The 14,217-nt window shown below is 63.3% G+C and carries 8 protein-coding genes and 3 rRNA genes; 1 reads left to right on the forward strand and 10 read right to left on the reverse strand.

The features are described 5' to 3' along the window. Positions 1 to 44: 44 nt before the first annotated feature. The 10 genes from recN to ACX1D1_RS11545 all read right to left on the reverse strand — a co-directional run bounded on the left by recN (position 45) and on the right by ACX1D1_RS11545 (position 12,194). Positions 45 to 1,742: a DNA repair protein RecN gene (gene recN, locus ACX1D1_RS11500; protein WP_459054640.1), complete on the reverse strand. Its 1,698-nt coding sequence runs from the start codon at positions 1,740 to 1,742 to the stop codon at positions 45 to 47. Continuing rightward, positions 1,718 to 2,611, reverse strand: a complete 894-nt coding sequence (locus tag ACX1D1_RS11505) for an NAD kinase (protein WP_182799567.1) — start codon at positions 2,609 to 2,611, stop codon at positions 1,718 to 1,720. Before ACX1D1_RS11505 ends, recN begins: the two co-directional genes overlap by 25 nt. A gap of 12 nt (positions 2,612 to 2,623) precedes the next feature. Then, entirely contained in the window at positions 2,624 to 3,340 is a 717-nt protein-coding gene (locus ACX1D1_RS11510) for a TlyA family RNA methyltransferase (protein ID WP_459054641.1), read from the reverse strand. Next, on the reverse strand, positions 3,330 to 3,545 hold the full coding sequence (locus ACX1D1_RS11515; protein ID WP_182783910.1) for a hypothetical protein: 216 nt from the start codon (positions 3,543 to 3,545) through the stop codon (positions 3,330 to 3,332). The genes ACX1D1_RS11510 and ACX1D1_RS11515 overlap by 11 nt, the downstream gene beginning before the upstream one ends. Further along, positions 3,542 to 4,531, reverse strand: coding sequence for an HAD-IIA family hydrolase (locus ACX1D1_RS11520; RefSeq protein ID WP_182783908.1), 990 nt, complete (start codon positions 4,529 to 4,531; stop codon positions 3,542 to 3,544). The genes ACX1D1_RS11515 and ACX1D1_RS11520 overlap by 4 nt, the downstream gene beginning before the upstream one ends. Continuing rightward, entirely contained in the window at positions 4,531 to 5,538 is a 1,008-nt protein-coding gene (locus tag ACX1D1_RS11525) for a hypothetical protein (protein WP_459054642.1), read from the reverse strand. The genes ACX1D1_RS11520 and ACX1D1_RS11525 overlap by 1 nt, the downstream gene beginning before the upstream one ends. Continuing rightward, positions 5,523 to 6,884, reverse strand: coding sequence for a hypothetical protein (locus ACX1D1_RS11530; protein WP_459054643.1), 1,362 nt, complete (start codon positions 6,882 to 6,884; stop codon positions 5,523 to 5,525). Before ACX1D1_RS11530 ends, ACX1D1_RS11525 begins: the two co-directional genes overlap by 16 nt. Positions 6,885 to 7,046: 162 nt before the next feature. After that, positions 7,047 to 7,163 (reverse strand): 5S ribosomal RNA (gene rrf / locus ACX1D1_RS11535). A gap of 98 nt (positions 7,164 to 7,261) precedes the next feature. After that, a 23S ribosomal RNA gene (locus ACX1D1_RS11540) occupies positions 7,262 to 10,352 on the reverse strand. 324 nt (positions 10,353 to 10,676) lie between these two features. Continuing rightward, positions 10,677 to 12,194 (reverse strand): 16S ribosomal RNA (locus tag ACX1D1_RS11545). Together the 16S, 23S and 5S rRNA genes form the textbook arrangement of a ribosomal RNA operon. A gap of 1,002 nt (positions 12,195 to 13,196) precedes the next feature. On the opposite strand from ACX1D1_RS11545, the gene ACX1D1_RS11550 reads away from it, so the two are divergent. Continuing rightward, positions 13,197 to 14,216, forward strand: a complete 1,020-nt coding sequence (locus tag ACX1D1_RS11550; RefSeq protein WP_182783902.1) for a CapA family protein — start codon at positions 13,197 to 13,199, stop codon at positions 14,214 to 14,216. Position 14,217 lies beyond the last annotated feature (1 nt).

A 14,217-nucleotide genomic window follows, 5' to 3' on the forward strand; every position in this document is an offset into this window, starting at 1 on the left:
ACAGCCGCGCCGGGGGTCGAAACGAGAACGTAACACCTTGGGCGTTACCGGTGGCGGGCCCTCTCCAGCAGCTCCGCGGCGTGCTCCACGCCCTTCTCCGAGGAGGCCTGGCCGCCCATCATCCGGGCCAGCTCCGCGGCCCGCTCGTCCTCGTCGAGCCGCCTGACCCCTGAGGTGGTGACCTGACCGTCCGAGGACTTGTGGACCACGAAGTGTGCGTCGGCGAAGGCCGCCACCTGCGCCAGATGGGTGACGACGATCACCTGGGACCGCAAGGCAAGCCGCTGCAGCCGCCGACCGATCTCCAGACCCACGGCACCGCCCACCCCGGCATCCACCTCGTCGAAGACGAAGGTGTGGCCCTCCGCGCCCGAGGCGAGCACCACCTCCAGCGCCAGGCGGACCCGCGACAACTCACCGCCAGAGGCCACCTTGCCCAGCGGCGCGGGCGAGGAGCCCGGATTGGCTGAGAACAGGAGCTCGATCCGGTCCGCCCCGTGCGGTCCCAGCGGCGCCTCCCCCACTTCGAAGCGCAGCTCGGCGTGCGGCATGGCCAGCGCCGCGAGCTCGTCCCGGACCCGGGTGGACAGCTCGGTCGCGGCCCGTCGCCGGGCCTCGGAGATGGCGGCGGCATCGGCGGCCAGCTGCGCGTCCAGCTGGGTCAGGCGGGTGCGCAGCTCTGTGATTCGCTCGTCGCTCCCGACGAGCTGTCCAAGCCGATCCTCCGCCGCGTCGGCCCACTCCAGCACCTCCTCGACGGTGGCGCCGTACTTGCGGGTCAGACCGGCCAGCTGCGCGCGGCGCGCCCCCACCGCCTCCAGTCGCAGCGGGTCGGCCACCAGGTCGTCCAGGTAGCCCGCCACCTCGGCCGCCAGGTCGTTGGCCAGCATGCCCAGCTCCACCGCGCGCGCCGCGAGGGCGCCGGCCCGGTCGTCGCGGTCAGCCAGCTGCGCGAGCGCCTTGCGCGCCTCACCGAGGAGCGCGACGGCGCTGGGCGCGTCGTAGTCCGTCTCGGAGCCGCTGAGGTCCTGCTGGGCGAGGCTGCCGAGGCGTCGCAGGTCGTCGAGGTCCATGAGGAGCGATTGCTCCGCCGCCAGAGCCCGGTCCTCGCCCGGCTGCGGGTCGACGGACCTGATCTCCCCGAGCCCGAAGCGCAGCATGTCGGCTTCGCGTGCCCGGGCCATCGCCTCGTTCTCGAGCAGGTGCAGCTCGGAGGCGGCGTCGCGGCGCTCGGCGTAGGCGAGACGGTAGTGCGCCAGCTGAGGGGGACGTGCATGGGCGTCGAGCAGGTCGCGCTGGCGGTCAGGGGAGGACAGGCGTAGCTGCCCTGACTGGCCGTGGATGGTGGCGGCGTCGCTGATCAGGTCCGCGAGCGCGGCGACCGGGACGCCGGCGCCCCCCACCACGGCCCGTGACCGCCCGGTGGCCGACACCTGCCGGAGGGTGATCACCTCACCGTCGTCCGCGTCTCCGCCCAGCTCACGGACGCGCTCCACCATCCAGGGGGGAAGGACCCACCGGCCCTCCACGACGGCACGGTCGCGGCCGCGGCGCACGATGCCGGCATCGGCACGCGCCCCCAACAGGTGCCCGAGCCCGGCCACGACCATGGTTTTGCCTGCACCGGTCTCGCCGGTGAGTGCGGTCAGCCCGGGGCCGAGCTCCAGCTGGGCCTCGTCAACCACCCCGAATGCCGTCAACCGCAGCGCGGCAAGCATCAGCGATCGCTCCGCTTCCGCCATCCGTCGATGGGGAGGGCGAACTTCTTCACGAGCCGCGTGGTGAACGGCTGCTCTCCGATCCTCGCGATGCGCACCTGATGACGGTGTGAACGCACGCTCACCCACTCCCCTGGGGCCAGATCGTGGCTGCGTCGCCCGTCGCACCACAGCATGCCGAGGGTGTGGGAGTCATCAGGGAGTTCGAGTTTCACCACCGACGAGGGGCTGAGCACCATCGGCCGGTTGAAGAGTGCGTGCGCGGCCAGCGGCACCACCAGCATGGCCCGGACGTCCGGCCACACCACCGGACCGCCGGCCGAGAACGCGTAGGCGGTGGATCCGGTGGGCGTTGCCACAAGCACGCCGTCGCACCCCCACCGCGACAGTGGTCGCTCGTCGATGCTGACGAGCACGTTGAGCATGCGCTCCCGGGCCAGCTTCTCCAGCGACACCTCGTTGACGGCCATCGAGGACCATGTGAGGTCCCCCCCGGCGTCGCGCACCTCCACCTGCAGGGCAAGCCGCTCCTCCACCAGGTACAGCCGGTGGGCAACCACCCCTGGGAGTGCGTGGATGTCTGAGGGCTCCAGCTCGGCCAGGAATCCCACGTGCCCCAGATTCACGCCGAGCAGCGGCACGCCGAGCGGCAGCGCCCACTCGGCCGCTCGCAGGATGGTGCCGTCACCTCCGAAGACGACGGCCAGCTCTGCTGGGGTTCCGTCCAGCGGGTGGATCCGTGCGCTCGGCACCCTGCCCCGGAGCCGGTCGAGGTCGTTGGGGAAGACGATGAACCCGAAGCCCATGGCGTGAAGGTCTGAGATGAACTGCGCCGCCTTGTCGATGGCCTCATCGCGCTCCGGGTGGACGAGCACCGCCACAGTTCGTTGCATCACCCCTCCACCCTACCGAGTGAGATGCACGAAGTACTCCACGTTTCCGGACGCCCCTGGGAGGGCGCTGCGGGCACGCCAGCGCTCGCTCCACCCCAGCTCGTTGGCTGCCAGCACCACATCGTCGACGCAGCGGCGTCTCGCGTCGTCGTCGCGGACCAGTCCGCCGCTGCCCAGGAGTTCCCGTCCAACCTCGAATTGCGGCTTGACCAGCAGTAACGCCTCCCCATCGTGCGCCAGAACGGAGAGGAGCTGCGGCAACAGCAGGCGCAGGGAGATGAACGACACGTCGCCGACGACGAGGTCCACCGGCACACCGTCGATGTGGTCCAGGGTCAATGAGCGGAGGTTGAGTCCTTCGTGGACCCGCACCCGCGGATCGGCCCGCAGCGCGGGGGCCAGCTGCCCGTGACCCACGTCGACGGCGTAGACCAGCGACGCACCTCGCTCGAGGCAGACCTGGGTGAAGCCGCCCGTGGAGGCGCCGGCGTCGAGCACGCGCCCCTGCACGGAGATCCCCGCTCCGTCCAGCGCTCCGATCAGCTTGTGGGCCGCGCGGGAGACCCACGGCTCGGCGTCGGCGGTGAGGACATCGGCTGGGCCGACGGGTGTGGACGGTTTCCTCACCACGCGCCCGTTGACGGTGGCGCGCCCATCGGCGATCAGGAGGGAGGCGTGTGTCCGCGACCGGGCGAGCCGGCGGTCGACGAGCGCTAGATCAAGCCTCACGGCCCACGCCGGGGATACCCGGCTGGCCAACGCCGGGGTCGTTGTTGAGCACGCCCGCGAGGACTGCCTGTGCCTCGGTCAATCTCGCGGTCTGCTCCTCCACAGGCAGCTCCTCGACGCCCTCGAGGCCGGCCATGACGCTGACGACCACCTCGCTGCGGCGCACGTCCGACGGCGCGGCGGCGCGCGGCGTGGGGACGCTCACCTGAGTGTGTCGAGGGAGTTCAGCACGGCCGAGATGTCGACGCCGTAGCGCCATCTGGCCTGCAGCCCAGCCCAGAGGGCATCGAGCTGCTCGTCCCGGGTCACCGGCTTCGTCGAGAGGTAGCCGTGGTCGTCCATGAGGTCGACTTCCTGGTAGCCGCAGACAAACCGCTGCCCGATGATCTCCACCTCGCGCGGAGGCTCCAGCAGGGCGGAGGCGTCGTATCCGATGTAGGTGGGCCGGTACTCGGGTCGAGCATCGGCGAGGTCTGCCTTGCCGTGGGCACCGGTGAAGACGAACAGGGAGTCCATGGCCACCGTGTTGGCGCCGAGAATGTCCGTGTCGGTGCGATCCCCGACGAAGATCGGGCGGTCCGCGCCGATGCGCCGGACGGTTTCGTCAAGGAGTGGACGAAATGGCTTGCCTGCGATCTTGGGATCCACGTCCACGCAGACCCGCACCACGGCGAGCTGCGACCCGAGGCCGGGAACGATTCCGCGGTCCGACGGGCGGGTGAGATCCGGATTGGTGGCGTACCAGGCGGCCCCTCGCTGAACCGCCAGGGCGGCCTCTTCGAGCCGATGCCAGGCGATCGTCGGGCTGTACCCCTGCACGACGGCGACCGGGTCATCGTCGAGTGAGCCGACGACGGTGAACCCGGCCCCGCTCAACTGTTCCTCGAGCGCGTTGGTCCCGACGGCGAGGACGCGAGATCCGGCGGGGAGGTCCGCCTCCAGCATGCGCAGCGTCGCCTGCGTCGAGTTGACCACGTCGGCCTCCTCCGCGTGGATCCCGAGCTCCGTCAGGTGCTCTGCCACCGTCGCGGGGGTGCGTGCGGCGTTGTTGGTGACGAAGCCCAGGCGGGTGCCACGTGAGCGGAGCTCGTCGAGCGCCTCGGCAACCCCCTCGACGGCGTAGGGGCCCAGGTAGATCACCCCGTCGAGATCGAACAGCGCCGCGTCATAGGCGGCTGCCAAGGCCAGCATCAGTCCTGCTCCTGCTCCGCGACACCGCCGTCTTCGGCGGCCCGCTCCTCGTCCTCATCAGCGCCCGAAGGCTCATCCTCGCTGAGCTGCTCATCATCGACGCCCTCAGCCTCGACGTCACGCTCGGGCTCCGGCTCGACCTCCAGGTCGAGCTGCGGCTCCGGCTCGAAGTCGAGCTCCGGCTCAACCACCTGGAGTTCGGGTTCGTCGCCCTCGAGTTCGGGTTGCTGCGGCTCGGCCTCGGTGTCGCGAGACTCATCGTCCTCGTCACCCTCGGGTTCGTCGCCCTCGAGTTCCGAATCCTCTGGCTCGACCTCGGTGTCGCGAGACTCATCGCCCACATCACCCTCGGACTCGTCGTCATCCTCCTCGTCAGGCGTGAAGTCTGGCAGGACCACACCGTCGAGCTGAGCGATTCGATCCGAGGTGTCCAGCTCCGCGCCCTGATCGAGGGCCGCCGCAGAGCTGAACCACTCCCGGGCTCCCTCCACATCGCCCTCCTCCTCGAGAAGGTTGGCGTAGGCGTAGCGGAGACGTGCCTGGCCGAACGGGGGCCCGACCTTGCGGCTGATCGCGGCCTGCAGAAGTCGCATCGCCTCAGCCCGCTGGCCGAGATCGGCGCGGATGCCCGCCTCAACCAGGAGGCACTCCATCCTCAGCCATATGTCCTTGGTCTTCGGATCGAGCTCGGCCAGGACCTCGAGGGCATCGCGCGGCCGGCCGAGGGCGCGTTCACAGTCGGCGATGACGGGGATCAGCTGATCGCCCCCGGACATCCGACGAATCGCCCTGAATTCACGCAACGCGATCGCGTATTCACCGGCAGCGTAGGCGGTCTCCGCGGCCGCCTCGCGGACGATCGGGAGCCGGCCCGCTCTGCGCCTCGCGGCCTCAGCGTGCCGGAACGCGAGTTCGGGATCCTCGTCCACCAGCTGACCGGCTGCCCAGATGTGGGCTCCGACGATATCAGCCAGGTCCTTGGGCAGACCCTTCAGTTCGGCGCGCACGCCCACGGGCAACTCGGACTCCACGAAGCCCGACGGCGTCGCCGGTTCGTCGATCTTCGGTGCTGTCCCGGGGCGATAGGTGCGTTCTTCGCCGTCACGCTGAGTCCGCTGCGGGCGGTCACCACCCTCGGGGCGTGATCCACCACGGTTGTCATCCCGACGGGACCCACCACGGCTGTCGCCACGGTTGTCCCACTGACGACGCTCACCATCCGGACGCAACCCACCACGGTTGTCATCGCGACGAGGCCCGCCACGGTTATCGCTGCGGTTGTCCCACTGGCGACGCTCACCATCCGGGCGTGATCCGCCGCGGTTGTCGCTGCGGTTGTCCCACTGACGGCGTTCGCCATCCGGACGGGACCCACCACGGCTGTCGCCACGGTTGTCCCACTGACGACGCTCACCATCCGGACGCAACCCACCACGGTTGTCATCGCGACGAGGCCCGCCACGGTTATCGCTGCGGTTGTCCCACTGGCGACGCTCACCATCCGGGCGTGATCCGCCGCGGTTGTCGCTGCGGTTGTCCCACTGACGGCGTTCGCCCTCGGGGCGTGATCCGCCACGGTTGTCATCGCGACGGGGTCCGCCACGGTTGTCGCTGCGGTTGTCCCACTGGCGACGCTCACCATCCGGACGGGACCCACCACGGTTGTCGCCGCGGTTGTCCCACTGACGACGCTCACCATCCGGACGGGACCCACCACGGTTGTCGCCGCGGTTGTCCCACTGACGACGCTCACCATCCGGGCGTGATCCGCCGCGGTTGTCGCTGCGGTTGTCCCACTGGCGGCGTTCGCCCTCGGGGCGTGATCCGCCACGGTTGTCATCGCGACGGGGTCCGCCACGGTTGTCGCTGCGGTTGTCCCACTGGCGACGCTCACCCTCGGGGCGTGATCCGCCACGGTTGTCCCACTCACGCCCACCTTCGGGGCGTGATCCGCCACGGTTGTCCCACTCACGCCCACCTTCGGGGCGTGATCCGCCGCGGTTGTCGCTGCGGTTGTCCCACTGACGGCGTTCGCCCTCGGGGCGTGATCCGCCACGGTTGTCATCGCGACGGGGTCCGCCGCGGTTGTCCCACTGGCGACGTTCACCCTCGGGGCGTGATCCGCCACGGTTGTCATCGCGACGGGGTCCGCCACGGTTGTCGCTGCGGTTGTCCCACTGGCGACGCTCACCCTCGGGGCGTGATCCGCCACGGTTGTCCCACTCACGCCCACCATCCGGACGCGACCCACCACGATCGTCGTCCCGGCGCGGAGCCCCACGGTTCTCCCCGCCCTGGTGACCTCCGTGGTCGCGCTGTGGTCGGCCGTCGCCGGCGCCTCGGCGATCGTCACTCGGTGTGGAGTTATCAGTAGACATACATCCATCTTCTCAGGCAAGGCCAGTTCCGCCCAATCGCTCACAGCATGAGGCGCCAGAAGTCGGCCGTGAGTCCCAGGCGAACTCTGGGTGTGGAAAACAAAAAACCCCCTGACCGAAGTCAGGGGGTTTTTTAAGTCCGGCGGCGTCCTAGTCTCCCACAAGGTCCCCCTTGCAGTACCATCGGCGCTGAGAGGCTTAACTTCCGGGTTCGGGATGGGACCGGGTGTTTCCCTCTCGCTATGGCCACCGAAACACTATTGAAATAGTGTCGGTAATCCGCGACAGTTTCAGTTGTCGACGGTTCCCGACCGTATCTCGGGAACCTCACAGTGGACGCGTAGCATCTTTGTAGAACAAGCCCTCGGCCTATTAGTATCGGTCAGCTCCGTGCATTGCTGCACTTCCACATCCGACCTATCACCCCATGGTCTATAGGGGGCCTTACCAGATTATTCTGTGGGAGCCCTCATCTTGAAGCGTGCTTCCCGCTTAGATGCTTTCAGCGGTTATCACTTCCCAACGTAGCCAACCAGCCGTGCTCTTGGTAGAACAACTGGCACACCAGAGGTTAGTCCGTCCCGGTCCTCTCGTACTAAGGACAGCTCTTCTCAAGACTCCTACGCGCGCAGCGGATAGGGACCGAACTGTCTCACGACGTTCTAAACCCAGCTCGCGTGCCGCTTTAATGGGCGAACAGCCCAACCCTTGGGACCGACTCCAGCCCCAGGATGCGACGAGCCGACATCGAGGTGCCAAACCATGCCGTCGCTATGGACGCTCGGGCAAGATCAGCCTGTTATCCCCGGGGTACCTTTTATCCGTTGAGTCCTGGCGCTTCCATGTGCCACCAGAAGATCACTAGTCCCGACTTTCGTCCCTGCTTGAGATGTCTCTCTCGCAGTCAAGCTCCCTTGTGCACTTACACTCGAAACCTGATTGCCAACCAGGCTGAGGGAACCTTTGGGCGCCTCCGTTACCTTTTAGGAGGCGACCGCCCCAGTCAAACTACCCATCAGGCACTGTCCCTGATCCAGATAATGGACCTAGGTTAGATAACCAAAGTGACCAGAGTGGTATTTCAACGATGACTCCACCTGAACTGGCGTCCAAGCTTCAAAGTCTCCCACCTATCCTACACAAGTCACTCCGATCACCAATACCAAACTATAGTGAAGGTCCCGGGGTCTTTCCGTCCTGCTGCGCGTAACGAGCATCTTTACTCGTAGTGCAATTTCGCCGAGTCCATGGTGGAGACAGCGCCCAAGTCGTTACTCCATTCGTGCAGGTCGGAACTTACCCGACAAGGAATTTCGCTACCTTAGGATGGTTATAGTTACCACCGCCGTTTACTGGGGCTTAAGTTCAAGGCTTCGCCGAAGCTAACCCTTCCCCTTAACCTTCCAGCACCGGGCAGGAGTCAGTCCGTATACATCGTCTTACGACTTAGCACGGACCTGTGTTTTTAGTAAACAGTCGCTTGGGCCTGGTCTCTGCGACCCTCGACGCTTTCGAAGTAAATTCTAATACGTCTCAGGTCCCCCTTATTCCGAAGTTACGGGGGTATTTTGCCGAGTTCCTTCACCATGGTTATCTCGATCGCCTTAGTATTCTCTACCTATCCACCTGTGTCGGTTTGGGGTACGGGCGGCTAATATCTCGCTCACGAAGCTTTTCTAGGCAGCATAGGATCACTCTTACGATTACCAAAGTAATCGACCCATCATGTCTCAGGCACATGAAACGCGGATTTGCCTACGTTTCGCCCTACGCACTTAGCCCGGGGATATCCAAACCCGAGAAGAGCTACCTTCCTGCGTCCCTCCGCAGCTTGCCTAATACAAGTTTGGGTCGCAGACTCAGTCAACCTCGGTCCGAAGACCTCCGTTGACCTTGCGTGCTTAGCATTACTCGCCTCAGCATTGGCGATATTTCGCCGGTACGGGAATATCAACCCGTTGTCCATCGACTACGCCTGTCGGCCTCGCCTTAGGTCCCGACTTACCCAGGGCAGATTAGCTTGACCCTGGAACCCTTGGATATTCGGCGGACGGGTTTCTCACCCGTCATTCGCTACTCATGCCTGCATTCTCACTCGTGTGCTCTCCACGGCTGGGTTACCCCGCCGCTTCACTGTGCACACGACGCTCCCCTACCCATCCATACAACCTTACGGTCATGCGTATGAATGCCATAGCTTCGGCGGATAACTTGAGCCCCGCTAAATTGTCGGCGCAGAATCACTTGACCAGTGAGCTATTACGCACTCTTTCAAGGGTGGCTGCTTCCAAGCCAACCTCCTGGTTGTCTCCGCAACTCCACATCCTTTTCCACTTAGTTATCGCTTAGGGGCCTTAGCTGATGATCTGGGCTGTTTCCCTCTCGACTATGAAGCTTATCCCCCACAGTCTCACTGCCGCACTCTCACTTACCGGCATTCGGAGTTTGACTGATTTCGGTAAGCTTTTGGGCCCCCTAGACCATTCAGTGCTCTACCTCCGGTAAGAAACATGCGACGCTGCACCTAAATGCATTTCGGGGAGAACCAGCTATCACGGAGTTTGATTGGCCTTTCACCCCTATCCACAGCTCATCTCCTCGGTTTTCAACCCAAGTGAGTTCGGGCCTCCACGACGTCTTACCGTCGCTTCACCCTGGCCATGGATAGATCACTCCGCTTCGGGTCTAGAGCATGCGACTGAATCGCCCTATTAGGACTTGCTTTCGCTACGGCTTCCCCACACGGGTTAACCTCGCCACATACCACTAACTCGCAGGCTCATTCTTCAAAAGGCACGCCGTCACCCTTGCGGGCTCCGACGGATTGTATGCGATCGGTTTCAGGTACTATTTCACTCCCCTCCCGGGGTACTTTTCACCTTTCCCTCACGGTACTTGTCCGCTATCGGTCACCAAGGAGTATTTAGGCTTAGCGGATGGTCCCGCCAGATTCATGCGGAATTTCAGGGGTTCCGCATTACTTGGGGTTACGCTCGAGAGTGAATAACTTACGTCTACAGGAGTGTTACCTTCTTTGCTGTGGCCTTCGCAGCACACTTCGACTTCGTTAATCATTTTTTACTCTCTGACTGCTTGACAGCACAGTCTGAACGGCCCCACTACACCCCAATTGCAACGCCTGTCAGCTATCACACAATTGAGGTTTGGCCTCTTCCGCTTTCGCTCGCCACTACTCACGGAATCACGGTTGTTTTCTCTTCCTGCGGGTACTGAGATGTTTCACTTCCCCGCGTTCCCTCCAACTGCCCTATGTGTTCAGGCAGAGGTTGCCGGACATGACTCCGGTATTTCAAGGTTTCCCTATTCGGAAATCCTCGGATCAAAGCTCGTTTACCAGCTCCCCGAGGCTTATCGCAGGTTACAACGTCCTTCTTCGGCTCTTGGTGCCAAGGCATCCACCGATCGCACTTAGTAGCTTGTTAATCTACAAAGATGCTCGCGTCCACTGTGAAGTTCTCAAGATACGGGCGGGCCCAGGCTGGCCGGCATCATAGATGCCTTTCGACCTGGTCCGCGTTGAAAGGGGTTGCTTGCGCAACCGACCCTTCAGGACCCAACAGCGTGCTCAGGTGTCGCTTCGTCTGACTGACTTTCCACTCCTGATTGCTCAGGTTGTACTGACAGACCGACTCCACTTCACTTAATGGTCAATGTTCCACGATTCCGGTGCCTGCCTGACCGAAGACGAATGCTTCGGAATCAGACATTGGACTGAGACGCTATGCGCTCAGTCTGAGGCTCCTTAGAAAGGAGGTGATCCAGCCGCACCTTCCGGTACGGCTACCTTGTTACGACTTAGTCCTAATTACCGGTCCCACCTTCGACGGCTCCCTCCACAAGGGTTAGGCCACCGGCTTCGGGTGTTACCGACTTTCATGACTTGACGGGCGGTGTGTACAAGCCCCGGGAACGTATTCACCGCAGCGTTGCTGATCTGCGATTACTAGCGACTCCGACTTCATGGGGTCGAGTTGCAGACCCCAATCCGAACTGAGACCGGCTTTTTGAGATTCGCTTACCCTTGCAGGTTTGCAGCTCTTTGTACCGGCCATTGTAGCATGCGTGAAGCCCTGGACATAAGGGGCATGATGACTTGACGTCATCCCCACCTTCCTCCGAGTTGACCCCGGCGGTCTCCTATGAGTCCCCGGCATTATCCGCTGGCAACATAGGACGAGGGTTGCGCTCGTTGCGGGACTTAACCCAACATCTCACGACACGAGCTGACGACAGCCATGCACCACCTGTAAACCGACCATAAAGGGGCATCTATCTCTAGATGTTTCCGGCATATGTCAAACCCAGGTAAGGTTCTTCGCGTTGCATCGAATTAATCCGCATGCTCCGCCGCTTGTGCGGGGCCCCGTCAATTCCTTTGAGTTTTAGCCTTGCGGCCGTACTCCCCAGGCGGGGTACTTAATGCGTTAGCTGCGGCACGGAGAACGTGGAAGTCCCCCACACCTAGTACCCACCGTTTACGGCGTGGACTACCAGGGTATCTAAGCCTGTTTGCTCCCCACGCTTTCGCTTCTCAGCGTCAGGAAAGGTCCAGAGAACCGCCTTCGCCACTGGTGTTCCTCCTGATATCTACGCATTCCACCGCTTCACCAGGAATTCCATTCTCCCCTACCTTCCTCAAGTCTGCCCGTATCGGAAGCAGGCTCAGGGTTGAGCCCTGAGTTTTCACTCCCGACGTGACAAACCGCCTACAAGCTCTTTACGCCCAATAATTCCGGACAACGCTTGCGCCCTACGTATCACCGCGGCTGCTGGCACGTAGTTAGCCGGCGCTTCTTCTGCAGGTACCGTCACTTTCGCTTCGTCCCTGCTGAAAGCGGTTTACAACCCGAAGGCCGTCATCCCGCACGCGGCGTTGCTGCATCAGGCTTTCGCCCATTGTGCAATATTCCCCACTGCTGCCTCCCGTAGGAGTTTGGGCCGTATCTCAGTCCCAATGTGGCCGGTCGCCCTCTCAGGCCGGCTACCCGTCGAAGCCTTGGTGAGCCGTTACCTCACCAACAAGCTGATAGGCCGCGAGTCCATCCTTGACCGCCGGAGCTTTACAACCTCCTCGATGCCGAGGAAGTTCATATCCGGTATTAGCACCTGTTTCCAGGTGTTATCCCAGTGTCAAGGGCAGGTTACTCACGTGTTACTCACCCGTTCGCCACTCGTGTACCCCCGAAGGGGCCTTACCGTTCGACTTGCATGTGTTAAGCACGCCGCCAGCGTTCGTCCTGAGCCAGGATCAAACTCTCCATTGAAATTTATCGGTGCAGGCCGAGGCCTGTTTAACCGTCAATCTAATTTTGGTTTGAAACTGACAGGATCCATTGCTGGATCTATCAATATTCATTCAAAGGAATCCGTACGTGACCGAGGTCACGTGACGGGTTCGCAATTGCAAGGCAAGCCCTGCAATGTGCATTTTTGGCATTGACTTTAAGCACGCTGTTGAGTTCTCAAGTTTCGGGTGCGTCCCGCGCCTCTGTCTCTCGACTTCCGCTTGGGGCAACTCGATCAACTTTACTTTGGAATGTTTCGCCTGTCAAATCGGCGAGTTCCTCAGTTTAGTTGTTTGCCGCTAGGCGGCTCGTCCAACTTTACTCTCTTGCGTTCGGCCTGTCAAATCGTTCTGACAGCTTCGAGCTGCTTGCAAGTGGCTTGAAATCCCTATTGACTAGGGCTTTTAGCCTTGAACTCCGCTTTCGCGGCTTGTCCTACGTTACTCACTCTGCTCACCCCTGTCAAACCGCTTGGTTTGGGGCCGACCGCTATTGAGTTGTTGCCGGTTGCCGGAGCAACCTGTGGAACACTACCCGAGTCCCTCTGGCCGATCAAATCGACTTCTTCGGGGCCGCACTCGCCGCCCGGGCCTTGAGCGGGTTCTTGTTGAACACACACTCGCCCGACCTTGTGAGTTTGGGTGGTGGCTTCGGGTCCGTCCTGATCGTCCGGTGCACCGTCGAAGCTTGATGAACCTTACACACCCCGCAGCGGCCGTGCAACTCGACGCTGGTGAGCCTTTGGGAGTGCCTCAAGGCGCGGCGTAGCCTTGCGCCATGAAGACGCTCCGTTCCCCTTGGCCGGTCCTGGCGATCCTGCTGGCTACGGGCTGTGCGCCCATGGGGTTGTCCCCCGCCGGACCTGATGAGCCACAAGCCACACAGTCCACCGTCTCGCAGGACGGACAAACCCCGCAGGCCAGTGGGAGCGCGTCCCCGTCCCCGAGCGCGGCGCCGTCGACCACCGTCCCCCCTCGGACGGTGACGATCAACGTCAGCGGCGACCTGCTGTGGCACAACTCCCTCTGGAACAGTGCGGAGGTGGACGCCAAGGTCACAGGCGCCCCTCGTTTCGATTTTCTCCCCCAGCTGGAATCGCTCCAGAGCTACGTCTCGGCGGCGGACATGGCCATCTGCCACTCGGAGGTTCCCTTCGCCGCCGTCGACGGGCCCTTCCGGAACTATCCCCTGTTCGCGGCACCCCAGGAGATCGCTCCCGCGATCAAGGCCGTGGGCTGGGATCTCTGCACCACGGCGTCGAACCACACCATGGACGCGGGATGGGAAGGCCTCGTGCGCACGATCGACGTGCACCAGGCTGCGGGCATCATGACCGCCGGCTCGTACGCCACCGAGGCCGCGGCCAACACCCCCGTCGTCTACACCACAGCCTCGGGCGTCAAGGTAGCCGTCATCAGCCAGACGTACGGCCTCAACGGGATTCCGAAGGCCGAGGGCAAACCGTGGTCGGTCGAACTGCTCGACGCTGACCTGGCCATCGCCCAGGCTCAGCGTGCCCGTGAGGCAGGCGCCGACCTCGTCGCGGTGCACATCCACGCAGGCGACGAGTACTCCAGCAGCATCAACGAACAGCAGCGCCTGTATGCGGAACAGGTCACCGCCTCGCCCTACGTGGACTTCCTCTTCGGTCAACACGCCCACGTCGTCCAGCCCATCGATCGGGTGAACGACAAATGGGTGGTCTACGGAGCGGGAAACCTCATCGCCTCAAGTGGACCGGCCCAGCCGCTCACCTACGACGGCTACGTGGCCCAGGTCACCTTCACCGAGCAGGGCGGAGGAGGCTTCGCCGCCACCGCAGCCGAGTATGCGCCCACCATGATCACCAAGCACAGCAGCAGCAATCCCGCGCGCGTCTACCTGATCCCCGACGAGCTGGCCGCGGGCACCTCACTGGAGGACGAGATGCAGGCCTCCGCCGCGCGCACCCGCGCCACCGTGAACTCACTCGGCGTGGAGGGCTTGACGGAACGCGGGTGAC

It is taken from the genome of Tessaracoccus luoxuelianae, assembly GCF_054483915.1.

Coding starts and splice junctions, on each gene's coding strand:
- ACX1D1_RS11520 (WP_182783908.1), bottom strand. CDS start 4,531: ATGCTGGCCTTGGCAGCCGCCTATGACGCGGCGCTGTTCGATCTCGAC.
- ACX1D1_RS11505 (WP_182799567.1), bottom strand. CDS start 2,611: ATGCAACGAACTGTGGCGGTGCTCGTCCACCCGGAGCGCGATGAGGCC.
- recN (WP_459054640.1), bottom strand. CDS start 1,742: ATGGCGGAAGCGGAGCGATCGCTGATGCTTGCCGCGCTGCGGTTGACG.